Origin of the sequence: Kingella kingae (assembly GCF_900475905.1) — a bacterium.
GTDB classification, from domain to species: Bacteria; Pseudomonadota; Gammaproteobacteria; order Burkholderiales; family Neisseriaceae; genus Kingella; species Kingella kingae.
Window position 1 is genome coordinate 1,945,911 of sequence record NZ_LS483426.1, and the last position, 25,347, is coordinate 1,971,257.

Sequence of the window (25,347 nt, forward strand, 5' to 3'; positions counted from 1 at the left end):
CTGCTTTTTGTGTGGCTATATTGGGTCGATTTCTGTTTGTTTGGCTTGTTGTTTTTCGTGTTTATCCCACAGCAAGCGTACATCAAAAAAATGGGCGCACAGCATCGTCAAAATCACAACCAAACAAAAATAAATCGCAGCAGGGCCAGGCGTTACTCGCGCAATGTGGGTGTGAAAAGTTGTCATCATAATAATAATGACAAAAATGTCTATCATAGACCAACGCCCCACAGCTTCGGTTAGCCGATATTGCAGCGACAATGTGCCAATCGGGGCGAGCAGTTTGTATTTCGCGCTAAACAGCAAAATCGCCAGCGAGATGATTTTGAGCGTTGGCACGGCAATACTGGCAGAAAAAATAATCGCCGCAATCAGTTTATCGCCATCATTCCACATATAAATAATGCCACTCATGATGGTGCTGATTTCTTTTTCCATCGGGTTTTGCGAAATCATAATGGGCAACAAGTTGGCTGGCAGATACAAAATAATGGAAGCGAGCAAAAAGCAGCCTGCAACTTTAATGCTGTGTGGTCGGCGATTAAACAATTCGGAATCGCACACACCGCAGCGCGTTTCGCTTTTGGGGCGGAAATACAAACAGCGCGTGCAACAAATTTCATCGCTTGCAGCCTGCAATAAATCGCTGTGGCTATGGCGGCGAATTTGGTAATACACCCAATGACTTGGAATGGCAATGCTGGTACGCAATAGCAGCAATGTGAGTATCGGCATCAACCAAAACGCCATGCCAAATTCCACTTCGGCAACGGTGCGGATTTTAATGTACGCCACCAACATGGAGATGAAAAATACATCAACCATAATCCATTCGCGCAAACGCAATAGCAGGCGCGTGGTACGCAATAATATGGCTGGATAAACGCGGCGCAGTAGGCAAATGTACACAAAAATACACGCCAACAAAAACAGCACAGGCGAGCCAAATGTGAGCGCGAACATAACCAAACCCAAAAAGCCCCAGTTGTCGTGCAGCAGCGAGCCAATCATGTTGGGCAACGTGAGCGGCGAAAACATACCTGTCATCGAAATATTGGCAAATGGCAGATTATAGACCCAGCCCATCATCAATACAGCAGCAATGGCGCAAGCAAGCGGCATCAAAAAAGGCTCGGTTTCCACACGCACCAAATGATGATGACAACGTGGGCAACTGGCTTGCTGTCCTTGTCGCAGCTTGGGAATGTGGGTGCGTAAACCGCATTCGGGGCAGTCTAAAACGTGCGCGGGCAAAGTGGCAGAAGGCATATAGAGCTTCTGCCACCATTTTTGGGCGCGTTGTTGTAGCCGATAGTGGAGCGACATGAATCTGATCAATAAAAATTAAAGTCGTGATTATATAGCAAAGTGAAATCGCAATGGTACGGCATTGCCAACGCCCTTATGTACTAGGTGTACACAGCGGTCGTTGTCGCCTTGTACCATTTTTATTTCACTTTGCTAATCGCGATTGCTGCATCAGCATGCGATTTTGTCTGCCCAAAATGCAACCGCAATCTCTGGGCGCACTTTTCGAGCAAACCAGAAATCTTGTCGGCAAGCAGCCTGCACTTGGGCAAGCGTGAGAAAATCGGGGTGATTGGCGTGTCCTGCAAATTGAATGTAACGATGATTTTGGTTTACCCAGTGCAGGCTGCTTTGGTGTTGTTGCGCGATGTGCTGGAAAAAATGTTCATCGGGACACAATTTGCGTTCAAACTGCGACACCCTATCGCCTAAACTTTCGTTAAACAAAAGCTGCAACGCCACGCGGTCGGCAGAAAACCATTGGCTGCCGCTGTATGGCACGATTGAGCTGGGCAGAATTTTATCGGCAATTTGCGCGACTTTGGTCAGCAGCTTGCCTGCCAAACTGCGTTGCCAGTTGGAATCGGCGTGCGGCACGTTGAATCGCACACGATAACGCAATCGCAGCTCAACGTGGCAAGTCAAAAACAAGCAGCCTGCACCCGTTTGCTGCATGATGTTTGTCATGTGTTCGGGTGATTGAAGTGGCAGGCAATCGCCGCTAATCAAGTGAAAATACTGATTGCGCGAATCCGCCAAAGCAGCCTGCATCAATACCAGCGTGGCTTCAATCATGCTAAATCCGCCCCAATGAATGTTGATACGATTGTTCAGGATTTTGACGTTGGGCAATCCGCGCAGAAAATACAAATCGGCAAGCGGCGATTTGACATCGTAGTGCAGATAGAAACGCGCTTGCGGTTGCTGTGCGGCAAGCGTGGCAAGATGATAGGGCGGACGGTGGGCAAGCATTAAATAAGCGGTGGACATGGTGCAGGCTGCTTTTGTATCAAAACGCAGGCAATATACGCAAATTATGCGCGTTACTCAATCCCCAAAACGCGCTACAATATCGCCTGTTTTGACCGCAGCGCAATTAGTCGTATGGACTCGTCTTTATACCGCAAACCGCCCATTATCATCGCCCAGTTGCTGAGCCAATATCGCTATTGGCGCAGAAAATTGTTGCGTTTGTTGGATATAAAAGGGCGCAGCGCGTGGATTTATTCGCCCGATTGCCAAGCGCATTTTGCAGGCAGCCTGCACCCCGAAAGCCCCGAACGCACCAATGCCATTGCCCGCGCACTCAAAAATTCAGGTTTGTGGATATTGCTACAAAAAATTGAAGCCCCCGAAGTGTCGGACATTCAACTGGCTCGCGTGCATACGCGCCGTTATTTGAGTAGCCTAGAAAGCCAAGTCCCCCAAACAGGCAGCGTTAAAATCAACGAAGACACGTTTTTGAGCCGCGACAGTTTGCAGGCTGCTCGCAAAGCCGCAGGTGCAGCCGTTAAAGCAGTGGACTTGGTCATGACCAAGCAAGCCAAAAATGCGTTTTGTGCCGTGCGCCCACCAGGACATCATGCTCATGCCGACAAGGCTTCGGGCTTTTGTTTTATCAACAATATTGCCGTTGCCGCCATGCACGCGATTGCCGAATACCGCTTGGAGCGCGTTGCCATTTTGGATTTTGATTTACACCACGGCGATGGCACAGAAGACATTTTTCGCGATGACAACCGCGTGATGTTGCTCTCCACTTTTGAACACCCGTTGTACCCTTTTTGCGGCACAGAATACACAGGCAGCAACCCCAATATCGCCAACACACCGCTCAAAGCAGGCGATGGCAGCAACGCATTTCGCGATGCCGTGCGCCAAGTTTGGTTGCCCAAATTGGAGCAATTTCAACCGCAACTGATTTTATTATCGGCAGGATTTGACGCCCATCGCGATGACCCATTGGGGCATTTGAACCTGACCGAAGCCGATTTTGAATGGCTCACCAAAAAAGTGATGCTGCTTGCCAACCGTTATGCCAAAGGACGCATTGTGTCGGTGCTAGAAGGCGGCTATCAGTTGAGCAGCTTGGCAAGCAGTGCCAAAGCGCATATTGCGTGTTTGGTTAAGGCAAGTCCATTTTTTTAGTGCAGGCTGCTTTTGCACTTCATTTTTCTTTTCCCCAACTCTATTGAAAGACCATCATGACAGCACAAATCATCAACGGTAAACAAGTTTCAGAACAATGTATTGCGCGAGTTGCCGAACAAGTCGCTCAACGCAAAGCAGCAGGCTTGCGCGTACCAGGTTTAGCGGTGGTGTTGGTGGGCGATGACTCAGCCAGCGCGGTTTATGTTCGCAACAAACAATTAGCCTGCGACAAAGCCGCGCTCAAATCGTTTTCGCACATTTTGCCAGCCACAACCACCGAAGCCGAATTGCTAACGTTGATTGACGAATTGAACACCAATCTCGAAGTAGATGGTATTTTGGTACAACTGCCACTGCCCAAACACATCAACAGCCAAAACATTTTGGAGCGCATTAACCCACAAAAAGACGTGGACGGTTTCCACCCGTATAACATGGGACGTTTAGCACAAAAAATGCCCTTGTTGCGCCCCTGTACACCCAAAGGCGTGATGACTTTGTTATCTGAATACAAAATTGATATTAAAGGGAAAAAAGTGTGCATTGTGGGCGCGTCCAATATTGTTGGGCGACCACAAGCCTTGGAAATGTTGTTGGCAGGCGGCACGGTTACGGTGTGCCACAGTGCCACACAAAACTTGGCGCAAGAAGTGGCAGCCGCAGATATTGTGGTAGCCGCAGTAGGCAAACCCAATTTTGTGCAAGGCGAATGGATTAAAGCAGGCGCAGTAGTCATTGACGTGGGCATTAACCGCTTGGACAACGGCAAATTGTGCGGCGATGTGGCGTTTGACGCCGCTGCCGAACGTGCCAGCGCGATTACACCCGTACCAGGTGGCGTTGGCCCGATGACGATTGCTAGCTTGTTGGAAAATACCTTGCAAGCCGCGCAGTTGCGTGATTGATAGCGATGAATAGAGTGCAGCCTGCTTTTGTATAAAAATGCAGGCTGCTTTTTTAGGCTTCATTTTAGGCGTATGATAACTATTCCTTACATTTAAATCACAAAAACCAACATTTTTTAACCTTAAACTAGGGAGTATCAAAATGGGCGATTGGACTCAAACGCTAGGCGCAGGTTCGCTACTGGGCATTGCCGCAGGCGCGATTGCATTGATTTTGTTGTTGATTATTAAATTCCGCGTACACGCTTTGCTGACGCTGATTTTGGTCAGCTTAATAACCGCCATCGTAACAGGCGTGCCATTTGGTGCGATTGTGGGCGATGTGTTGCTTAAAAACTTTGGCGGCACATTGGGCAGCGTGGCGTTGCTGGTCGGCTTGGGCGCAATGCTCGGACGCTTGGTGGAAACATCGGGCGGCGCACAATCGCTGGCAGACGCAATGATTCGTATTTTTGGCGAAAAACGCGCACCATTCGCATTGGGCGTGGCATCGTTGCCGTTTGGCTTCCCGATGTTTTTTGATGCAGGTTTGGTGGTGATGTTGCCGATTGTGTTCGCCACCGCTCGCCGCATGAAATCCAACGTATTGGCATACGCGCTGCCGTCTATTGGCGCGTTTTCCGTAATGCACGTTTTCTTGCCACCGCACCCCGGCCCAATTGCCGCTGCCGAATTTTATGGCGCAAACTTAGGTTACATCTTGATGCTGGGCATTCCTGTCGCGCTATTAACTTGGCTAGTGAGCGGCTATTGGTGGGGCTTAACGTCCAACAAACTGTTCCCGATTCCCGTGCCAGATTTGGTATCAGGCGGCAAACAAGACGATGACCAACCACAAGCACCAGCCAGTGCAGGCTTGGTAGTCGCACTCATATTTATCCCTATGTTCTTGATTTTTATGAACACAAGTTTACACATGGCAAGCGCGAGCAACTGGGTTGATGGCAAAGCCAACTGGGTACAATTCTTACGCATGATGGGTTCAACCCCCATCGCCTTGTTGATTTCCGTGCTAGCAGCCATGTACTTTTTGGGCAGCAAACGCGGCATGAACGGCAGCGCACTAGAAAAAACACTGGACAGCACATTAGGCCCAGTTTGCTCCGTAATTTTGATTACAGGCGCAGGCGGTATGTTTGGTGGCGTGTTACGCGCATCAGGCATTGGTAAAGCCCTTGCCGACACCATGGGCGATTTAGGCGTACCCGTTTTGTTTGGCTGTTTCTTGGTTGCGCTGGTATTGCGCATCGCACAAGGTTCAGCAACCGTTGCCTTGACCACCGCCGCCTTGATGGCACCAGCCGTCGCCGCAGCAGGTTACAACGATTGGCAGCTAGCAGGCGTAGTGCTTGCCACTGCCGCAGGTTCGGTTGCCGCCAGCCACGTAAACGATTCAGGCTTCTGGCTAGTTGGTCGCCTGTTGAACATGGACGCCGCCACCACGCTCAAAACATGGACAGTCAATCAAACGCTCATTGCCGTGATTGGTTTTGTGCTGTCAGCGATTGCCGTAGCGATTTTGGGGTAAGACAAAAAGTGCAGGCTGCTTTTAATATTTGCAGATATATCAGAACATAGCGTATCGCCGCCATACCCACTCTGATTATGCTCTCCGAATCCAAGCAGCCTGCACAATCAACAAGGAAACCAACATGACCAAACATTACGTCATCATGGGCATTTGCGGTTGCGGTAAAACCACCGCCGCCCAAACCATCGAGCAACACCTAAACTGCGCCTATGCCGAAGGCGACGATTTTCACACCCAAGCCAACCGCGACAAAATGGGCGCAGGCATACCGCTCACCGATGAAGACCGCTTTCCATGGCTAGAAAACCTACGCGACTGGATGAGCGAGCAAGCCCAAAACGGCGCAACGCACACCGTTGTAACCTGTTCCGCGCTCAAAAAAATCTACCGCGACATTTTGCGTGGTGCACAAGGCGACGTGTATTTTGTCCACCTATCGCCGCCAGTTGAACTCAACCGCGAACGCATGGCAGCACGACAAGGACATTATATGAAAGCCAGCATGGTCGATTCACAACTGGCGATTTTAGAACCGCTGCAAAGCGATGAACTGGGCATTGTGATTGACAACGCGGGCTCGCCAGAAGATGTGGCGGTGGACATTCGCGCATGGCTTGATAGCGAACATTGATAAATGTAACAAAGCAGCCTGCACTTTTTGTTTATATTATAAAAGTGCAGGCTGCTTTTTTTGCGCGATTTCAATCACACAACGCCATAATCCACAAAATCCCCCACGCAAACAGCGCAATCATCTGCGCGGCAGAGCCGACATCTTTGGCACGTTTTGCTAATTCGCGTTTCTCTAACGAAATATCGTCCACCACCGCTTCAATGCCCGTGTTGAACAATTCCACTATCAGCGACACCAGCGACACCAGCACCAAAATCATTTTAATCGCCAAATCCAAATCCGCGCACCACACCGCAATCGACGATGCGCCGTGCAGCCACACCAGTTGACGAAATGCCGCTTCGTGGCGAAAAGCAGCCTGCAATCCGTCTTTGGAATAGCCGCTGGCGTTAATAATCCGTTTAAAACCTTTTGTGCCTTTGAATTCGTTGTGCGGTTGCGTCATGCTGCTGCTCCTTTAATCGCGTCCAATACGGCTTGCGCGTGTCCTGCCACTTTCACTTTGCGCCATTCGTGTGCGATTTCGCCTTGTGCGTTCAACACAAACGTGCTGCGTTCGATGCCCATGTATTCTTTGCCATACAGTTTTTTCAGTTTAATCACGTCAAACAGTTTGCATACCGTTTCGTCTGCATCGCTCAATAGCAAAAATTGAAAGCCTTGTTTATTGCAAAAATTTTGGTGCGATTTAATGCTATCGCGTGAAATGCCGACTACGGTGTAGCCCAATTCGGCAAATTCGGGTAGCAAGCGGTTAAAATCCAAGCCTTCGGTGGTGCAACCTGCGGTGCTGTCTTTGGGATAGAAATACACAACCAGCGGCAAATGTTGGCTGCTGTCAAAAGTTTCGCCGTTGGAAGCTGGCAAGGTAAAAGAATAATTCATGTGAATGACTTTCGTGAAAAAGCAGCCGTATTGTGTTGGGAATACGGCTGCTGGTTGATTAAAGTGCAGGCTGCTTTTTATTGCAAGCTCAAACCGCCCACGCGCTCAAAGATGTGGTCTTTGGCATTACCCTCTTCCCACAATTTGATTTTCAAGCGCAAGTCGTTTACCGATTCAGCTTGGCGCAAGGCTTCTTCGTAAGTGATTTTGTCTTCGGTGTACAAGCGGAACAAGTCTTGGTCAAACGTTTGCATGCCGTCTGTTTCCGAACGATTCATCAACGACATCGCTTCCATCAACTCGCCTTTGAAAATGTGGTCTTGCATCGCAGGGCTGTTAATCAACAAATCCACAATCGCCGTACGTCCGCCGCCTTTCAATCGCGCCAAACGCTGACCAATAATGCCCACTGTGTTCAACGCCAAGTCCATCAATACTTGTTGATGACGCTCTTCTGGATAGAAGTTCATAATACGCTCAATGGTTTGCACGGCATTGTTCGCATGAATGGTAAAGATACACAAGTGACCTGTTTGCGCCAGTTGCAAAGCGTATTCCATGGTGTGTTCGTTACGCACCTCACCCACACAAACCACGTCTGGTGCTTGACGCATTGCCGATTGCACCGCCATTGACCAAGAATTCGTATCCACGCCCAATTCGCGTTGCGTGAAAATACTCTTGATTGGTTTGTGCAGATATTCCACAGGGTCTTCAATGGTCACAATATGACCTGCGGCGTGTTTGTTACGCCAGTCCAGCATCGCCGCCATAGACGTAGATTTACCCGAACCCGTTGCGCCTGCCAAAATCAACAAACCGCGCGGCTGCATCGCCAAGTCTTTTAAACCTTGTGGCAACTGCAAATCATCAACCGTTAAGATTTTGGTGGTGATGCGACGCCACACCATGCCCATGCGACCTTGTTCGTGATACGAGTTCACACGAAAGCGAATGCCCTCGCTAGACGACACGGAGTAGTTCAATTCCAATTCGTGGTCAAAACGCGCACGTTGGTCTGGCGACATAGTGGAATACACCAAAATTTGCGTGTCTTGCTGCGTGAGCGGTTTGAGCGGAACAGGCGTTAATTCGCCATTGATTTTGAATGATGGCGGAAAACCTGCGCTGATAAAAATATCCGATGCACCGCGTTTTTCACATTCGGCAGCCATTTTTTCCAACAAAGGGTGTAAGCCCGATTTTTTGGCTGGCGCAATTTCCGAAGCCGTTGCCGTGGCTTGTGCCGATGCAGGCACGGCTCGTCCTGCTGGTGCAGCAGGCTTGGCGGCATCGTTGGTTACTTTGTAATTGTTTACAAAACCTTCAAGTAGGGAAGTGATGTCTTGTTCTGCCATGATAGCTGCTCTCTGTGGGTTAGTTAATCATATCTGGGTTTTGTGCTTTGGCGCGTGCTGCGTCTAACGACACAATATTGCGGCGAACCAAGTCTTGCAAACATTGGTCCAGCGTTTGCATACCAAAGTTTTGACCTGTTTGAATGGTCGAGTTCATTTGCGCGATTTTGTTTTCACGAATCAAGTTACGAATCGCAGGAGTGGATACCATGATTTCGTGCGCGGCAACACGACCTTTTCCGTCTTTAGTTTTCATCAACGTTTGCGCGATTACGGCACGCAACGATTCCGACAACATAGAACGCACCATTTCTTTTTCGCCTGCTGGGAACACGTCAATAATACGGTCGACCGTTTTTGATGCCGATGTGGTGTGCAATGTACCGAATACCAAGTGACCCGTTTCGGCAGCCGTCAATGCCAAGCCGATGGTTTCAGGGTCACGCATCTCGCCCACCAGAATGATATCAGGGTCTTCACGCAATGCCGATTTCAGTGCGTTGGCAAAGCTGTGGGTGTGTTCGTGCAATTCGCGTTGGTTTACCAAGCATTTTTTGGATTGATGCACAAACTCAATCGGGTCTTCAATCGTCAAGATATGACCTGCGTGGTTGTCGTTGATGTAGTCAATCATCGCCGCCAAGGTGGTGGATTTACCCGAACCTGTTGGCCCTGTAACCAAAACCAAACCGCGTGGTGTGTCGGCAATTTTTTGGAAAATGCGCGGTGCTTTGAGTTCGTCCAGCGTTAATACTTTGCTTGGAATGGTACGCAACACGGCTGCTGGACCGCGGTTGGTGTTAAACGCATTCACACGGAAACGCGCCACGTTGGGCAATTCAAACGAAAAGTCGGTTTCCAAGTTTTGTTGATAGTTTTTGCGCTGCAAGTCGTTCATGATAGAGCTAATCATGTTGCCGACTTGGTCTGCGCTCATTTCGGGCAAGTTGATGCGGCGCACATCGCCGTGTACGCGAATCATCGGTGGCAAGCCAGCCGAAAGGTGTAAGTCTGATGCTTTGTTTTTTACGCCAAAAGCCAGCAAGTCGGTAATTTGCATATCGCTCATGATAGAACCTTTTATTTAAGTGATTTTTGTAAATAGAATAAGGGCGGTATTGTAAAGAAATTTAGCCGTTTTGATAAGCCAATTAACCAAAATCCGACTGGGTTGATTGAATAAAACAACATGAGAAAGTGCAGGCTGCTTTTTTACAGAGTTTCCCGTAGAAAAAGCAGCCTGCATTTTTATTGGTTTGATTGAATTACCCCTGCACCAACGCCTGTTTCAAAGTCGCCACCACATAATGCTGTTGCTCGTCCGACAAATCAAAATACAAGGGCAAGCTAATCGCACCTGCATAATAGCGTTCTGCGTTTGGGAAATCGCCCTGCTCAAAGCCGAAGCGTTGGCGATAATACGGCTGCGTATGCACGGGAATGTAATGCACGTTCACGCCAATGCCGTGTTCGCGCAAAAAATTGACCACGCGCAGGCGTTGTTCGGGTGCAACTTGGATTGGATACAAATGCAAGGCAGAATAATTTTGTGGATTGCGATACGGCAACTGCACAGGCAAATCTGCCAATAAATCATCGTATTGCGTGGCTAACACATGACGGCGTGCGACAAATTCGTCCAAGCGGTGCATTTGGCTCACACCCAAAGCAGCCTGCATTTCGGTCATGCGATAATTGTAGCCCAAATCAATTTGTTGGTAATACCACGCGCCATCGGGTTCGCCCACCATTTCTTGCGGATTGCGTGTGATGCCGTGCGAGCGCAGTTGCTGCATTTTATTTGCCAAATCATCGTGTTGAGTCATGGCAACTCCACCTTCTGCGGTGGTGATGATTTTGACTGGGTGAAAGCTGAACACGGTAATGTCGCTGTATTGTCCATTGCCGACTTTACCTGTGGCGTAACTTGCACCAATCGCGTGCGAAGCGTCTTCAATAATCTTAAAGCCGTATTCCTGCGACAGCGCATGAATTGCCGCCATATCGCACGGTTCGCCGCACAAATGCACGGGAATCACGACTTTGGGCAAGCAGCCTGCACGTTTTGCTGCTGCCAGTTTTTGCGATAACAATTCGGGCGATAAATTGAACGTGCGCGAATCGATGTCCACAAAATCCACCGTTGCGCCGCAATACAACGCGCAATTTACCGATGCGACAAACGTGTTAGGCGTTGTCCACACCATATCGCCCTGCCCCACGCCCAACGCCAAGCAAGCAATGTGCAAAGCCGATGTCGCGCTGTTCACGGCAACGGCGTGTTTTGCGCCACAATAATCGCGGATAGCGCGTTCAAACGCAGGCACTTGTTCGCCCTGCGTCAAAAAATCGGAGCGCAACACCGACACCACCGCCGCGATGTCTTGTTCGGAAATGTTTTGTTTGCCGTATGGAATGTTCATGTTGATTCTTTCTGTTGGATAAAAGTGTAGGCTGCTTTTAAATAACCCAAAAAGCAGCCTGCACTATTTTACCTGTTTTTATCGAGCATGGCGTTGCGCCGCCATACCCACGCTATTTCCCACGCGCCACAGGATACGTTCCATCAATCAAAATTTCGCGTCCCACATCGTGCAAATTGCGATAACCAGCCAAAGCCATCGACACGTCCATTTCCTTATACAAAATTTCCAACACACGGCGCACACCATCTTCGCCATACGCGCCCAAGCCGTATAAGAACGCACGTCCAATCATCGTGCCTTTCGCGCCCAACGCCCATGCTTTTAAAATGTCTTGACCCGATGTAATGCCACCGTCCAACCACACTTCGGTTTGCGAGCCAGCAGCCTGCACAATATCAGGCAAGGCGTGAATGCTGGATAACGCGCCGTCTAATTGTCGTCCGCCATGATTGGAGACCACAATCGCATCTGCGCCATGTTCGGCAGCTTTAATCGCATCTTCCGCGTCCATAATCCCTTTGATGATGAGCTTACCGCCCCACAAATCTTTAATCCGCGCCACATCGTCCCAGCTCAAACGTGGGTCAAATTGCTCTGCCGTCCACGATGATAGCGATGACACGTCCTGCACATTTTTCGCGTGTCCAACAATATTGCGGAACGTGCGGCGTTGCGTGTGCAACATATGCCAACACCATTCGGGCTTCATCGCCAAGTTCAATAAGTTCAACAAAGTCGGTTTGGGCGGTGCAGACAAGCCGTTTTTGATGTCTTTGTGGCGTTGTCCTAAAATTTGCAAATCTGCCGTCAAAACCAATGCCGAGCAGTTGGCATCATGCGCACGTTTAATCAAATTTTGCATGAACTCGCGGTCGCGCATCACATAAAGCTGAAACCAAAACGGTGCGCTGGTATTTTCTGCCACGTCTTCAATCGAACAAATAGACATGGTGGACAGCGTGAATGGTACGCCAAATTTTTCGGCGGCTTTGGCTGCCAAGATTTCGCCGTCTGCGCGTTGCATGCCTGTTAAACCTGTGGGTGCGAGCGCGGTGGGCATGACCACGTCTTGCCCGATGAGTTTGGTTGCCAAGCTGCGCCCTTCCATGTCTACCAGCACTTTTTGGCGGAACTTAATCGCATCAAAATCGCTGCTGTTGGCACGATAGGTGGTTTCTGTCCACGAGCCTGAATCGGCATAATCGTAAAACATTTTGGGGACTTTGAACTTGGCGACACGGCGCAAGTCTTCAATACACGTCATTTTATTTAAACCGCAATTCATCTCTATTTCCTTTCATTTCAATACAAAAAGGGTTGGGTGGGTTACAATTCGGTTGGTTTTTAGCTCCCATTTGAGAGTTATTCTTATTTTACACGCTTTTATTTTGATGAGCAGCTTTAAAACTACATTAAATTGATGAAATAGCTGCAAATCCGTTCCCTCTCCCTAACCCTCTCCCAAAAGAGAGGGAATAAGTGGCTGATTTTATTTTGAGTACCCCATCAACATGACCCGATTTCGCACCGACAAAACCCTAGAACACGCCGAACGCATTATGCTGGTTTCGGTCATACTATCTAGCAGCTACACAGGCACAAACGAGCTGCGCGAACAGCAATTCAAAGCAGCCTGCACCGAAGCAGCAGAGCTTGTCCACGCAACAGGCGGCAAACTCGTGTGCAGCGAAACTGCCAAACGCGACAAAGCTCATTCCGCCCTGTTTGTTGGCACAGGCAAAGCCGAAGAATTGGCGCAAGTTGTGCAGCAAAACAACATTGAACTGGTTATTTTTAATCACGAATTATCGCCCACGCAAGAACGTAATCTGGAAAAAATCCTGCAATGCCGCGTGCTAGACCGCGTTGGCTTGATTTTGGCGATTTTCGCCCAACGCGCCCAATCGCAAGAAGGCAAATTGCAAGTGGAATTGGCGCAACTGTCGCATTTATCCAGCCGTTTGGTGCGCGGCTACAAACATCTACAAAGCCAAAAAGGCGGCATCGGCTTAAAAGGACCAGGCGAAACGCAACTGGAAACCGACCGCCGCTTAATCCAAACCAAAATCACGCAACTGCGCCACCAGCTAGACAACGTCAAAAAACAACGCGAAACACGCCGCAAAGCCCGATTGCAAGGCAACATCAAAACTTTTGCGATTGTGGGCTACACCAATGCAGGTAAATCCACATTATTCAACCGCTTAACCAAATCGGACGTGTTGGCGAAAGACCAACTTTTTGCTACTTTGGATACAACTGCACGGCGTTTGTATCTCAACCCCGAAGCCAGCATTATTTTGACCGACACCGTTGGTTTTGTTCAGGATTTGCCACACAAATTAGTATCGGCATTTTCCGCGACATTGGAAGAAACCGCATTGGCAGACGTGTTGCTGCATTTGGTTGATGCCAGCGACCCCGAATTGGAACGCAAAATCCAAGATGTGAACAATGTGTTAGCCGAAATCAAAGCCGACAAAATCCCACAAATTTTGGTGTACAACAAAATTGACTTGCTGCCCAAAACCGAACAAAGTGCAGGCTACTTGCGCGATTTGCAGCAACAAATTACAGCGGTGCGCGTGTCGGCAAGCAGTGGCGCAGGTTTGGACGATTTGCGTTTAGCGTTGATAGAAAGAGTTTAACCACATGAATTTCATCAAAAATATCCCTGTTTACATTATTAGCGCAGATTTGCTGGCAAGCGTGTTTTTCAATATCAAAGACGCTCTACTGCCCACTGCCACGCCTTTGCCCAGCGACCAGTTGCCCGTGTCGCCCGAATTTGCGTTTGGCTGGATTCAAGTCGGCATTAATGGCGTGATGGTATTGCTGATTTTGTGGGCAATGTGGGCGCTGTTGCGCCTAAAAAAATATGGCGACGCAGGCGAAACGCTGGCAATGACACTGCCACGCGCGTTTGCATCGCTGATTGTGCTGGCATTTAGCGTGCCTGCCACATGGCTGTGGTTCAACGCGCTGTGGGATTTGTTGATTCATCAACGCCAAACCATTTCGTTTACATCGTTGCGCTATTTGATTGTTGCAGGCTGCTTGCCCTATTTGCTGTGGCTGTTTTTGAGCGTTTGGTATCGCCAACATCGTTTGCGCCATCAAAAGCAGTCTGCACTTTTTTCGGTACAAACCAAAGTGCCAGAAAATTTTCATTCACCAGACTAAATCGTCATCATTATGACTATTTTAAATATTACACTCCCCATTTTTCTGCTCATGGCATTGGGCTTTGCCAGCTTACGTTTTGGCTTTTTTGCCCACGCCCAAATCGCACTACACGCTCGCATCGCTGCTGGCATTTGCCATTGGCTATTGATTAAACGTGCGCCGAAAATGTCCGCATAAATTAGCAGCACTCAACGGTTTGGCGGCAGGGCAAGCCAATTCGGGCTTTGTCGACTATCCGCTCTTGTCTATGGCAAGCAATGCCAACACCGCCAGCGTTTATTTTCCCATGAATGTTTTGACCGAAAACATCGTGATTATGCCTTTGCTGCTAATTTTGTTGAGCTGGGAAAAAAGCCACAACCACTTGGGCAGCGGTCTCAAAAAAATCGGCAAAACCATTTTGACCAACCCCATTATTATTGCCTTGCTGTGCGCCCTACCCTTTGCCTTTGGCTGGTTCACCTTACCCACTTTCGCGCAAGAACCTTTGCCATGCTATCGACAGCCACCGCACCGCTGGCTTTGTTTGTATCTATGACTGTGATATTGGCTTGGTGGCGTTGAATACAAAAGCAGCCTGCACTTTTTATTTACCAAGTGCAGGCTGCTTTTGACTATTTTCTACTGCTTACGCGCACCAAACGCACCTATTCTGCCATTAGCTTTTTGCTCACGGAAATCGCCAGCCAATTCTGCGGCATTGTCGCCGAAGAAGCCGCCATGCGTTTCTACATCAGCACCAATCTTGCTGTGGAACGTGTTTCCTGTAATATTGGCTTGTAAATTAATCGGATTTTTGCCGTTATTGCTCAATGAGCCTGTTAAATTTTTGTTTACAAAATTAACGTTAAATTGTGCTGTTACCTGATTATTCACATGTTGCCCATTCACAATCACACCTTGTCCAACGTATTTTGCTGAACCTGTTGTTGGCATCGTTGCGGTTGGCGTGCCTTGATAGAATGTTTGGTACAGATTTGTGCTATTGTTTTTTATCACACCAAAACGGGTATGAGCATAGCCACTTACCATACCACTATGATTATTAACGTGAATGTTTCGCCATTGCCCAGATTGCACATTAAGCGGAATATCCACGCCATCTACACGCAACGATTTTAAAGGCGTGGGATTGTTGGTTTCGGCTATGGACGAATCAAAATAATAGCTGCTGGTGGTTGCATCGCTACCAAAAATTTGCACCCAATAATAGCGGTATGTGCTACCTGGAACGTACACCACACCGATACCAATTTTGGTAAAGCCTTTGGCAATCATATTTTCATAATGTCCTTTGCTGTTTCTCCATTGAGTTAGCACAGTTGCATCGGCGGTACCGTAGCCTGCTGCAATATTTTCGCCACGATTGCCATTGGCAAATCCGACATAAATTTCTTGACCATTCAAACGCTTGTGGTTAAACAAGCGCACAATTTCTTCTGCGCGACGTTGTGCATAAGCAGACAGCCTTTCATCGTATTTCAAGTTAGATGCGCCCACTTCGGCACGAAGTTTATTGGTATTAGCGACGGCTTTTTGTACTTCGGCAGCCAATGCTCCTGTTGGTGGTACAACTTTCCAAGAATGGGTAAACGAATACAGTGTTTTGTCTTGGGCAACTGCTTTTGTAATGCCATTGTTATTGAATTTTGATGCAGTGGGTCGGGCTGGATTATTTGCGCCATTTTGATTGGCTGGGATATTATTGGGTTGGCTATTTTGGCTATTGATATTAAGGTTATTATTAGAACCACCACCGCCACCACACGCCACTAAAACCGTAGCTGTTAATAAACATAAAATAGGATGAGTTACTTTCATTGCATTATTCCTTTTTTCAGATTGGACAAAAAAACATTAAAAGTGCAGGCTGCTTTTGACTAGATTTTACACTAAAAGCAGCCTGCACTTAAATTATTTCACAATCTGATTCAATTCGCCTTTGGCATAGCGCGTTGCCATTTTTTCCAACGAAATCGGCTTGATTTTATCTGCCTGACCCTCGCAGCCAAATGCCAAATAGCGGTCAATACAAATTTGCTTCATCGCTTCAACCGTTTTGCTTAAATATTTGCGTGGGTCAAATTCGGCAGGGTTTTCCGCCATAAATTGGCGGATTGCGCCCGTGCTGGCTAGGCGCAAATCGGTGTCAATATTCACTTTTCGCACGCCGTGTTTGATGCCTTCCACGATTTCTTCCACAGGCACACCATAAGTCTCGCCAATCGCACCGCCGTATTCGTTGATGATTTTTAACCACTCTTGTGGCACGGAGCTCGAACCGTGCATGACAATATGCGTATTCGGCAACGCTGCGTGAATTTCTTTAATACGGTCAATGCGTAACACTTCGCCTGTGGGCGGACACGTGAATTTATACGCGCCATGACTTGTGCCAATCGCAATCGCCAACGCATCTACGCCTGTGTCTTGCACAAAACTCCGTGCGTCTTCCACGCTGGTTAGCATTTGGTCGTGCGACAATTTGCCTTCTGCGCCAACGCCATCTTCTTCGCCTGCTTCGCCTGTTTCCAAGTTGCCCAAAACGCCGATTTCGCCCTCAACCGACACACCGCAAGCGTGAGAAAATTGCACTACTTTGCGTGTGGCTTCTACGTTGTATTCATATGTTGATGGCGTTTTGCCGTCTTCCAACAGCGAGCCGTCCATCATCACGGAACTAAATCCAAGCTGAATAGAACGCTGGCACACATCGGGCGATGCGCCGTGGTCTTGGTGCATCACCACTGGAATGTGCGGAAATTCTTCCACCGCTGCCAAAATCAAATGACGCAAAAATGGCGCACCTGCGTATTTGCGTGCGCCTGCGCTCGCCTGAACAATAACAGGCGCATTGACTTGATTTGCGGCTTCCATAATCGCGCGCATTTGTTCCAAATTGTTTACGTTGAATGCAGGCAAGCCGTAGCTGTGTTCGGCTGCGTGGTCTAACAGTTGTCGCATGGATACGAGTGCCATTTTTTGCTCCTAATTCAAATGTAGTGGAATGTAGTTTTGTGCTGCATCGGCATTATAGCAGCATTGCTTTGTGTAAAGAAAGGGTAAATGTGCAGGCTGCTTTTAAATGTTTTTTCAATAAAAAGCAGCCTGCACTTGTGTAAAACACAATACATCGCTTGACAAATTTGTAAATTTTCTTAAAGATGCGAAAATATTTAGCCATAACGAAATGGCATCTTTAACCCTGTATGCAAAGGAACGCACCATGAGCACACCACGCACATCTTATTCACTCATGTTATTGGCATTGTCGGCTGCGTTTGGATTAGCAGCTTGCGGCGGCGGTAGCGATAAAGCCGCTGCCCCTGCTGGCAACGCTGCACCTATTTCAACCGAATTGGCTGAAAAACAAGAAATCATCATCAACAACGGCGCAGAGCCCGAATCGCTTGACCCACACAAAGTATCAGGCGTACCAGAATCCAATATTTTGCGTCAATTATTGGTCGGCTTAACTACAACCGACAATGACGGCAAAACCATTAGTGGCATGGCAGAAAAATGGGAAAGCGCGGATAACAAAGTATGGACATTCCACTTGCGCGATGCCAAATGGAGTAATGGCGACCCTGTTACTGCAGAAGATTTCGTGTACAGTTTCCGCCGTTTGACCGACCCTGCAACCGCGTCGCCCTATTCTAGCTATTTGGTTGATGTGAAAGTGGCAAACGCACAAGAAATTGTGGACGGCAAAGCCAAACCTGATACTTTGGGCGTGAAAGCGATTGATGCGAAAACGGTAGAAATTACTTTAACTGAACCCGTGCCTTATTTCCCAGACTCATTAATTCATACATCAGTGAAACCCGTAAATAAAAAAGCGGTTGAAGCACATGGCGACAAATGGACGCTGCCTGAAAATTTTGTGAGCAATGGCGCATATAAATTGAAATCGTGGGCAGTAAACGACAAAATCGTTTTGGAACGCAATCCGCAATATTACGATGATGCAAACACGAAAATTAACCAAGTTACTTTCTTGGCAGTAACATCAGCCGTAACCGACATGAGCCGCTTTAAAGCGGGCGAAATTGATGTAACGTACAACGACATTCCGTCTGAACAATTCAAATCGTTGCAAACGGAAATGGGCGAACAAATGAAAGTATCGCCATATTTGTGTACTTATTACTACGAATTCAACCACAAAAAAGCACCGTTTGATAATCCCAAAGTGCGCCGTGCGCTGTCTTTGACGTTTGACCGTGAATTATTTGCCAGCAAGATTGTGGGACGTGGCGAAACAGCAGCTTACGAATTTACCCCACCAGCCGCGCAAGGTATGAAAGAATTTACGCCTGAATGGAAATCGTGGGACGAGGCTAAACGCATTGCCGAAGCGAAAAAATTGTTGAATGAAGCTGGCTACAATGAAGGCAATCCATTGAAATTTGAATTGCTGTACAACACCAGCGAAAACCACAAGAAAAATGCGGTTGCAGCGTCGGCATTGTGGAAAGAAAAATTGGGTTTTGTTGAAGCGACTTTGAATAACCAAGAATGGAAAACGTATTTGGATACGCGCCGCACGCAAAAACATCAATTATCGCGTGGTGGGTGGTGTGCCGATTTCAATGAAGCGTCTTCATTCTTAAATACGTTTAAATCGGACAACAGTAGCAACTACGGCAAATACGCCAGCGCAGAATTTGATGATTTGATAAAACAAACATTAAGCGCAAGTATTACACCTGAACAACGCGGCGAGTTGTATCAAAAAGCCGAAGCAGTGTTGGATAAAGACGCAGCGACTATTTTTGCTTACCACTATGTGAGCGCACGTTTGGTGAAACCGTATGTGGCGGGTTATTCCAACAAAGACCCAATGGATAATTTCCAAGTGAAAAATTGGTCGATTTTGAAACACTAATCGTCAATAAATGCAGGCTGCCTGAAAGTGATTGCCTAGGTTTTCAGGCAGCCTGAATATTTTGATGATGTTATTTTTCAAATAAAAACAAATAGGCACAAACCATGTTTAAACTGATTCTACGCCGCCTATTAGAGGCGATACCCACATTATTTGTCTTAATCACCGTATCATTCTTTATGATGCGACTAGCCCCTGGTAGCCCATTCACAGGCGAACGCAATTTGCCACCAGCCGTATTGGCAAACATTGAGGCAAAATATCATCTCAATGACCCGATGTGGTTGCAATATCTCAATTATCTCAAACAATTAGTGCAGGGCGATTTTGGCCCATCGTTTAAATACAAAGATTTTTCCGTGAACGAATTATTAGCGCAAGCCTTGCCTGTTTCTGTGGAAGTGGGGTTGTACGCATTCATCATTGCTATGGTACTGGGTGTAGCGTTGGGCGTGATTGCCGCATTGAAACAGAACTCGTGGCTGGATTATGTGCTGATGACTTTGGCAATGACGGGCGTGGTGATTCCCAGTTTTGTGAAAGCCCCTTTGCTGGTGTTGATTTTTGCGATTATTTTGAAATATCTGCCTGCTGGTGGCTGGAATGATGGCGCGGCAATCAATCTGGTTTTACCTGTGATGGCGTTGGCGTTGGCGTATGTGGCGAGCATTTCGCGGATTATGCGTGGCTCAATGATTGAAGTGATGAATAGTCCATTTATCCGCACCGCGCGCGCCAAAGGTTTGTCCATGCGCTACATTGTTTTGAAACACGCACTGCGACCTGCTTTGCTGCCTGTAATTTCGTATTTAGGCCCTGCGTTTGTCGGGATTATTACAGGTTCTATTGTGATTGAAACCATTTTTGGGCTACCAGGTATTGGGCAATTATTTGTCAATGGCGCACTCAATCGCGATTATGGCATGGTGTTGAGCTTAACCATTTTGGTGGGCGTTTTGACGATTGTGTTTAATGCGATTGTGGATATTTTGTACGCCGTGATTGACCCGAAAATCCGTTATTAAATTTCAGGCAGCTTTTAATACATGATAGGAATTTTTGTATGTAAGCAAATCGACTCCCTCTCCTGTGGGAGAGGGAACAAAGTTACTACAAACTGAAAAATTTTTGCATGTATTGAAAAGCAGCCTGAAAAAAATAAAAAGAACAAAAAGGAACATTTTATGCTGGTAAGTAAACAACAATCCCAAGCCATTAGCGAAATGGCGCAAGAAGCCGAAATCAAAGGGCGCAGCCTGTGGGACGACGCATGGCGCAGATTCAAACGCAACAAAGCCGCGTTAATCAGTATGTTGATTTTATTGATGATTGCCGCGTTTGTAATTGTCGTGCCGATGATTGCGCCATTTGGTTACGCCGACACCGACTGGGGCAATATGCAAGCCGCGCCATCTTTTGACAACAAACACTATCTTGGCACGGATTCATTAGGGCGCGATTTGCTGACGCGCGTGGCGGTTGGCGGACGCATTTCGCTGATGGTTGGCTTGGCTGGCGCGTTGATTGCCGTGTTGGTTGGTACGATTTATGGCGCGGTGTCGGGCTATTTCGGCGGCAAAGTGGATATGCTGATGATGCGATTTTTGGAAATTTTGAATGCGTTTCCGTTTATGTTTTTCGTGATTTTGTTGGTTACGTTTTTCGGGCGCAATTTGATTTTCATCTTTGCGGCGATTGGCATGGTGTCTTGGCTAGACGTGGCGCGGATTGTGCGCGGTCAAACTTTGGGCTTGAAACGCAAGGAATTTATTGAAGCGGCACACGTTTGCGGTGTGTCTAGCAAAAATATTGTCATGCGCCATATTGTGCCGAATGTGTTGGGCGTGGTTGTGATTTATGCGTCTTTGCTTGTGCCGAGTATGATTTTGTTTGAATCGTTTTTGAGTTTTTTGGGCTTGGGCGTGCAAGAACCGATGACAAGTTGGGGCGCGATGTTGGAAGAGGGTGCGAAAACCATGCAAATCGCGCCATGGCAACTGCTTGTGCCGTCTAGCTTTTTGGTATTGACGCTGTTTTGCTTTAACTTTATTGGCGACGGCTTGCGCGATGCGCTTGACCCGAAAGACCGTTGATTTTTTCAGGCAACTTTTTTGGGAAATAGAAAAATTATTATTTCAAAATCAAATATATTTCACAAAAAAGCAGCCTGCACAGGAACAAAAACCATGACCACACCATTACTCCAAGTACGCGATTTGCGCGTGCAATTCAAAACCGAAGACGGCTTGGTAACGGCTGTCAATCAACTCAATTTCACGCTGAATCAAGGCGAAACGCTCGGCATTGTGGGCGAATCAGGTTCAGGTAAATCGCAAACCGCTTTCGCCATAATGGGTTTGTTGGCGAAAAACGGTGCAACAAACGGTTCAGTTAAATTCAACGACCAAGAAATTTTAGGGCTGCCTGAAAAATCATTAAACAAAATCCGCGCCGAACAAATCGCCATGATTTTCCAAGACCCGATGACCTCGCTTAACCCCTATATGCGCGTGGGCGACCAGCTCGCCGAAGTGTTGATGTTGCACAAAGGCATGAGCAAAACTGACGCATGGGCAGAAGCACAAAAAATGTTAGACGCGGTCAAAATTCCCGAAGCCGCCAAGCGCATTAAAATGTATCCGCACGAATTTTCAGGCGGTATGCGCCAGCGCGTGATGATTGCGATGGCGTTGCTGTGTCGCCCTAAATTGTTGATTGCTGACGAACCGACAACCGCGTTAGATGTAACCGTGCAAGCGCAAATTATGGCGTTACTCAATGATTTGAAACGCGATTTCAACACCACGATTATTATGATTACGCACGATTTGGGCGTTGTGGCAGGCATTTGCGATAAAGTACTCGTGATGTACGCAGGGCGCACAATGGCGTATGGTCCGACCAATGAAATTTTCTATCACCCCACACACCCTTACACCATTGGCTTGTTGGGCGCAGTGCCGCGTTTGGACGGCGCGGACGGCGAAGAATTGAAAACCATCCCCGGCAATCCGCCTAATTTATTGCGTTTGCCGCAAGGTTGCCCATTTCAAGAGCGTTGCGAACACGTTATGGACATTTGCCGCAGCGAACCGCCCGAATTGAAATTCCTACCCAACGGTCGCCAACGCGCCTGCCATTGGGAACACCCATACCACGCCACACAGGGAGAACACGCATGAACACGCAACCTTTATTACAAGTGCGCAATGTGCAAACCCATTTCACGATTAAACAAGACGACGCATTTTTTTGGCAAAAACCTGTCATGCTCAAAGCCGTGAATGGCGTATCGTTTGATTTATTTGCAGGGGAAACTTTGGGCGTAGTAGGCGAATCGGGTTGCGGCAAATCCACATTGGCGCGCACGATTATCGGCTTGGTGAAAGCGCGTTCAGGCAGCATAAAATTTCAGGGCGAAGAATTGGTAGGGCTGCCTGAAAAATCTATGCGCTTGAAACGCAAAGATATTCAAATGATTTTTCAAGACCCATTGGCTTCACTCAATCCGCGCATGACCGTGGGCGATATTATTGCCGAGCCGTTGCGAACATTTAACCCACAAATCAGCAAAACCGAAGCGCAAGAGCGTGTCAAAGCCATGATGAAAAAAGTCGGTTTGTTGCCCAATCAAATTAACCGCTATCCGCATGAATTTTCAGGCGGACAATGCCAACGTATTGGCATTGCCAGAGCTTTGATTTTAGAGCCGAAATTGATTATTTGTGATGAACCTGTTTCCGCGTTGGACGTGTCCATTCAAGCGCAAGTGGTTAATTTATTGAAACAAGTTCAAAAAGAAATGGGCTTGGCGTTGATTTTTATCGCGCACGATTTGTCGGTTGTGAAACACATTTCTGACCGCGTGTTGGTGATGTATTTGGGCAATGCTGTGGAATTGGGAACGGACAAGGAAATTTTTGACGCACCAACACACCCGTACACACAAGCGTTAATGTCTGCCGTGCCGTTGCCCGACCCCGAAGCAGAGCGCAATAAAGTGATTCAATTATTGCCAGGGGATTTGCCTAGCCCAATCAATCCGCCGAGCGGTTGCGTGTTTCGGACGCGCTGCACATTGGCGGATAGCGATTGCGCGGAAACTAAACCCATGCTTTCAGGCAGCGAAAGTCATCAGGCAGCGTGTTTGAAACGGCAAGTCCCAGCCTAAATCCAATAAGACAGTCTGAACGTTTTTTCAGACCGTCTTTTGATTATTAAATATAAAAATGAATAACTTAACCAAAAATGAAACCATTTATTTGAATTATATAGTGGATTCAATTCAAACTAGGACAAGGCGACAACGACCGCCGTGTACATCTAGTACATAAGGGAGTTGGCAACGCTGTACTAGTTTGAATTTAATTCACTATATTATCAATAGAAAGACCCTCATGCCCGAACTACCCGAAGTAGAAACCACGTTGCGCGGTATTGCGCCCCATATTAACGGCAAAAAAATCGTGCAAACCATTGTTCGCCAACCCAAATTGCGCTGGCAAGTGCCCAGCGATTTAGCCGATATTTTGCAGCATCAAACGGTACGCCAATGCACCCGCCGTGCCAAATATTTGTTGATTCAGTTGGATACAGGCGTTTTGCTGATTCATTTGGGTATGTCGGGCAGCCTGCGGATTTTTCGCGATACGCTGCCCGATGCAGGCAAACACGACCACGCGGATTTTGTGTTTGAAGACGGCACGGTATTGCGCTATCACGACCCACGTCGTTTTGGTGCGATTTTGTGGCTGGCAGGCGTGGCAGAACACCACGAATTGCTGCGAAATTTGGGCGTTGAACCGTTGAACGATGAGTTTACAGCCGATTATTTGTTTGACCGCTTGCGTGGTAAACATCGCGCCATTAAGTTGGCGATTATGGACAATGCGATTGTGGTTGGTGTAGGCAATATTTATGCCAACGAAAGTTTGTTCCAAGCGGCAATTTCGCCTAATCGCCCTGCTCAATCGTTGTCCAAACAAGAATGCGCGGATTTAGTTGTGGCAATCAAGCAAATTTTGGCACGCGCGATTGAAACGGGTGGCAGCACTTTGCGCGATTTTGTGGACAGCGATGGCAAAAGTGGCTATTTCCAGCAAGAATACAAAGTGTATGGGCGACAAGGTGCAGGCTGCTTGCGTTGTAGCGGATTGATTGAAAAATCGGTTTTGGGACAACGTGGTACGTTTTATTGTGTGCAATGTCAGCGTTAAATAGATGTAAATATCGTGAATTAAATTTAGATTAGTACAGCGTTGCCAACTCCCTTATGTACTAGATGTACACAGCGGTCGTTGTCGCCTTGTCCTAATCTAAATTTAATCCACTATAAAGTGCAGGCTGCTTTTTCAGTTTCAGAAAAAGCAGCCTGCACTTTGTTTATGCTTATTTATGCAGCAGGACGCAAAGCCGCCGCTTCTTTGGCTAAACGCGTAATCGTGTCCCAATCTTTATTGGCAACCGCATCTTTTGGTGTGAGCCACGTTCCGCCCACGCACAACACGTTAGGTAATGCCAAATAATCAGGCGCAGATTGCAACGTAATCCCACCAGTTGGGCAGAAGCGCACATCGGCATACGGGCCATACAAGGCTTTGAGCATGGCTTTACCGCCCACCACTTCGGCTGGGAACAATTTAAGTGTATCAATGCCGTGTTCCAGAGCCAGTTGCACTTCGCCTGGGGTTGCCACACCTGGAATTAACGGAATGTTCACATCGTGGCTGGCTTTTGCCAAACTTTCGTGCAAACCTGGACTAATGGCAAACACCGCGCCTGCATCGGCAACGGCTTTGAGCTGGTCTGGATTGGTTACTGTGCCTGCGCCCACAATCGCGTTGGGCACTTCTTTTTTAATCAAACGAATCGCATCAATGCCAACAGGGGTACGCAGCGTGATTTCCAAAGTAGGAATGCCGCCTGCTACCAATGCGTGTGCCAAATCAACGGCGGTACTTAAATCGTCAATCGCCATCACAGGCACTACTGCGCCTGCGGATAAAATCTCGCGTGGAGTCATGTTGTTTTCCTTTGGGTTGGGGTTGAGATGACTGGAATTGTACACTATTT

At 47.7% G+C, this 25,347-nt stretch carries 25 protein-coding genes; 14 read left to right on the plus strand and 11 right to left on the minus strand.

Features of this window, described 5'->3' with window-relative positions:
- Positions 1 to 15: 15 nt before the first annotated feature.
- Both DQN52_RS10505 and DQN52_RS10510 read right to left on the minus strand, forming a co-directional pair.
- Positions 16 to 1,326 (minus strand): paraquat-inducible protein A, encoded by a 1,311-nt coding sequence (locus DQN52_RS10505; RefSeq protein WP_003787567.1) that lies wholly within the window; start codon positions 1,324 to 1,326, stop codon positions 16 to 18.
- Positions 1,327 to 1,479: 153 nt separating this feature from the next.
- Positions 1,480 to 2,298, minus strand: coding sequence for a beta-1,6-N-acetylglucosaminyltransferase (locus DQN52_RS10510; RefSeq protein ID WP_003787566.1), 819 nt, complete (start codon positions 2,296 to 2,298; stop codon positions 1,480 to 1,482).
- A 114-nt stretch (positions 2,299 to 2,412) separates the two neighbouring features.
- On the opposite strand from DQN52_RS10510, the gene DQN52_RS10515 reads away from it, so the two are divergent.
- The 4 genes from DQN52_RS10515 to DQN52_RS10530 all read left to right on the plus strand — a co-directional run bounded on the left by DQN52_RS10515 (position 2,413) and on the right by DQN52_RS10530 (position 6,526).
- Positions 2,413 to 3,456, plus strand: coding sequence for a histone deacetylase family protein (locus DQN52_RS10515; protein WP_003787564.1), 1,044 nt, complete (start codon positions 2,413 to 2,415; stop codon positions 3,454 to 3,456).
- A 56-nt stretch (positions 3,457 to 3,512) separates the two neighbouring features.
- On the plus strand, positions 3,513 to 4,364 hold the full coding sequence (gene folD, locus DQN52_RS10520; protein ID WP_003787562.1) for a bifunctional methylenetetrahydrofolate dehydrogenase/methenyltetrahydrofolate cyclohydrolase FolD: 852 nt from the start codon (positions 3,513 to 3,515) through the stop codon (positions 4,362 to 4,364).
- A gap of 142 nt (positions 4,365 to 4,506) precedes the next feature.
- Entirely contained in the window at positions 4,507 to 5,892 is a 1,386-nt protein-coding gene (locus tag DQN52_RS10525; RefSeq protein WP_003787560.1) for a GntP family permease, read from the plus strand.
- A 124-nt stretch (positions 5,893 to 6,016) separates the two neighbouring features.
- On the plus strand, positions 6,017 to 6,526 hold the full coding sequence (locus DQN52_RS10530) for a gluconokinase (protein ID WP_003787558.1): 510 nt from the start codon (positions 6,017 to 6,019) through the stop codon (positions 6,524 to 6,526).
- 70 nt (positions 6,527 to 6,596) lie between these two features.
- On the opposite strand, the gene DQN52_RS10535 is transcribed toward DQN52_RS10530, so the two are convergent.
- The 6 genes from DQN52_RS10535 to DQN52_RS10560 all read right to left on the minus strand — a co-directional run bounded on the left by DQN52_RS10535 (position 6,597) and on the right by DQN52_RS10560 (position 12,483).
- The gene (locus DQN52_RS10535; RefSeq protein WP_003787555.1) at positions 6,597 to 6,974 is read right to left on the minus strand and encodes a diacylglycerol kinase; all 378 of its coding nucleotides are present in this window, start codon (positions 6,972 to 6,974) and stop codon (positions 6,597 to 6,599) included.
- Positions 6,971 to 7,414: a peroxiredoxin gene (locus DQN52_RS10540; RefSeq protein WP_003787553.1), complete on the minus strand. Its 444-nt coding sequence runs from the start codon at positions 7,412 to 7,414 to the stop codon at positions 6,971 to 6,973. The genes DQN52_RS10535 and DQN52_RS10540 overlap by 4 nt, the downstream gene beginning before the upstream one ends.
- 77 nt (positions 7,415 to 7,491) lie before the next feature.
- Positions 7,492 to 8,772: a PilT/PilU family type 4a pilus ATPase gene (locus DQN52_RS10545; protein ID WP_003787551.1), complete on the minus strand. Its 1,281-nt coding sequence runs from the start codon at positions 8,770 to 8,772 to the stop codon at positions 7,492 to 7,494.
- Positions 8,773 to 8,791: 19 nt separating this feature from the next.
- Positions 8,792 to 9,832 carry a type IV pilus twitching motility protein PilT gene (locus DQN52_RS10550; RefSeq protein ID WP_003791105.1) on the minus strand — a complete coding sequence of 347 codons (1,041 nt, stop codon included), beginning with the start codon at positions 9,830 to 9,832 and terminating at the stop codon, positions 8,792 to 8,794.
- A 205-nt stretch (positions 9,833 to 10,037) separates the two neighbouring features.
- Positions 10,038 to 11,195 carry a UDP-4-amino-4,6-dideoxy-N-acetyl-beta-L-altrosamine transaminase gene (gene pseC / locus DQN52_RS10555; RefSeq protein WP_003787545.1) on the minus strand — a complete coding sequence of 386 codons (1,158 nt, stop codon included), beginning with the start codon at positions 11,193 to 11,195 and terminating at the stop codon, positions 10,038 to 10,040.
- A 112-nt stretch (positions 11,196 to 11,307) separates the two neighbouring features.
- A complete protein-coding gene (locus DQN52_RS10560; RefSeq protein ID WP_003787543.1) occupies positions 11,308 to 12,483 on the minus strand; it encodes an alpha-hydroxy acid oxidase in 1,176 nt (391 codons plus the stop codon).
- A 226-nt stretch (positions 12,484 to 12,709) separates the two neighbouring features.
- On the opposite strand from DQN52_RS10560, the gene hflX reads away from it, so the two are divergent.
- Genes hflX through DQN52_RS10575 form a run of 4 tightly spaced genes read left to right on the plus strand, consistent with a single transcriptional unit; the run spans position 12,710 to position 14,922 of the window.
- Complete coding sequence (gene hflX, locus DQN52_RS10565; protein ID WP_003787541.1) at positions 12,710 to 13,846, plus strand: GTPase HflX; 1,137 nt, start codon at positions 12,710 to 12,712, stop codon at positions 13,844 to 13,846.
- A 4-nt stretch (positions 13,847 to 13,850) separates the two neighbouring features.
- On the plus strand, positions 13,851 to 14,381 hold the full coding sequence (locus tag DQN52_RS10570) for a hypothetical protein (protein WP_003787539.1): 531 nt from the start codon (positions 13,851 to 13,853) through the stop codon (positions 14,379 to 14,381).
- Between the two features lie 12 nt (positions 14,382 to 14,393).
- The gene (locus tag DQN52_RS11025) at positions 14,394 to 14,561 is read left to right on the plus strand and encodes a hypothetical protein (protein ID WP_155114353.1); all 168 of its coding nucleotides are present in this window, start codon (positions 14,394 to 14,396) and stop codon (positions 14,559 to 14,561) included.
- On the plus strand, positions 14,539 to 14,922 hold the full coding sequence (locus DQN52_RS10575) for an AEC family transporter (protein WP_003787535.1): 384 nt from the start codon (positions 14,539 to 14,541) through the stop codon (positions 14,920 to 14,922). Before DQN52_RS11025 ends, DQN52_RS10575 begins: the two co-directional genes overlap by 23 nt.
- An 83-nt stretch (positions 14,923 to 15,005) precedes the next feature.
- On the opposite strand, the gene DQN52_RS10580 is transcribed toward DQN52_RS10575, so the two are convergent.
- Together DQN52_RS10580 and fba are read right to left on the minus strand one after the other, a co-directional pair.
- The gene (locus DQN52_RS10580; protein ID WP_003787534.1) at positions 15,006 to 16,205 is read right to left on the minus strand and encodes a Slam-dependent surface lipoprotein; all 1,200 of its coding nucleotides are present in this window, start codon (positions 16,203 to 16,205) and stop codon (positions 15,006 to 15,008) included.
- Between the two features lie 93 nt (positions 16,206 to 16,298).
- Positions 16,299 to 17,363, minus strand: a complete 1,065-nt coding sequence (gene fba, locus DQN52_RS10585) for a class II fructose-bisphosphate aldolase (protein WP_003787531.1) — start codon at positions 17,361 to 17,363, stop codon at positions 16,299 to 16,301.
- Between the two features lie 247 nt (positions 17,364 to 17,610).
- On the opposite strand from fba, the gene DQN52_RS10590 reads away from it, so the two are divergent.
- The 6 genes from DQN52_RS10590 (at position 17,611) to mutM (ending at position 24,491) form a co-directional block, all read left to right on the plus strand.
- Positions 17,611 to 19,275 carry an ABC transporter substrate-binding protein gene (locus tag DQN52_RS10590; RefSeq protein WP_003787526.1) on the plus strand — a complete coding sequence of 555 codons (1,665 nt, stop codon included), beginning with the start codon at positions 17,611 to 17,613 and terminating at the stop codon, positions 19,273 to 19,275.
- 104 nt (positions 19,276 to 19,379) lie between these two features.
- Entirely contained in the window at positions 19,380 to 20,300 is a 921-nt protein-coding gene (gene oppB / locus DQN52_RS10595) for an oligopeptide ABC transporter permease OppB (RefSeq protein WP_003787523.1), read from the plus strand.
- 159 nt (positions 20,301 to 20,459) lie between these two features.
- Complete coding sequence (oppC, locus tag DQN52_RS10600; protein ID WP_003787521.1) at positions 20,460 to 21,368, plus strand: oligopeptide ABC transporter permease OppC; 909 nt, start codon at positions 20,460 to 20,462, stop codon at positions 21,366 to 21,368.
- Positions 21,369 to 21,461: 93 nt separating this feature from the next.
- Positions 21,462 to 22,457, plus strand: a complete 996-nt coding sequence (gene oppD / locus DQN52_RS10605; RefSeq protein WP_003787519.1) for an oligopeptide ABC transporter ATP-binding protein OppD — start codon at positions 21,462 to 21,464, stop codon at positions 22,455 to 22,457.
- Positions 22,454 to 23,446: a murein tripeptide/oligopeptide ABC transporter ATP binding protein OppF gene (gene oppF, locus DQN52_RS10610; protein ID WP_003787517.1), complete on the plus strand. Its 993-nt coding sequence runs from the start codon at positions 22,454 to 22,456 to the stop codon at positions 23,444 to 23,446. The genes oppD and oppF overlap by 4 nt, the downstream gene beginning before the upstream one ends.
- A gap of 226 nt (positions 23,447 to 23,672) precedes the next feature.
- Complete coding sequence (mutM, locus tag DQN52_RS10615) at positions 23,673 to 24,491, plus strand: bifunctional DNA-formamidopyrimidine glycosylase/DNA-(apurinic or apyrimidinic site) lyase (RefSeq protein WP_003787516.1); 819 nt, start codon at positions 23,673 to 23,675, stop codon at positions 24,489 to 24,491.
- 176 nt (positions 24,492 to 24,667) lie between these two features.
- On the opposite strand, the gene DQN52_RS10620 is transcribed toward mutM, so the two are convergent.
- Positions 24,668 to 25,297, minus strand: coding sequence for a bifunctional 4-hydroxy-2-oxoglutarate aldolase/2-dehydro-3-deoxy-phosphogluconate aldolase (locus DQN52_RS10620; protein ID WP_003787514.1), 630 nt, complete (start codon positions 25,295 to 25,297; stop codon positions 24,668 to 24,670).
- Positions 25,298 to 25,347 lie beyond the last annotated feature (50 nt).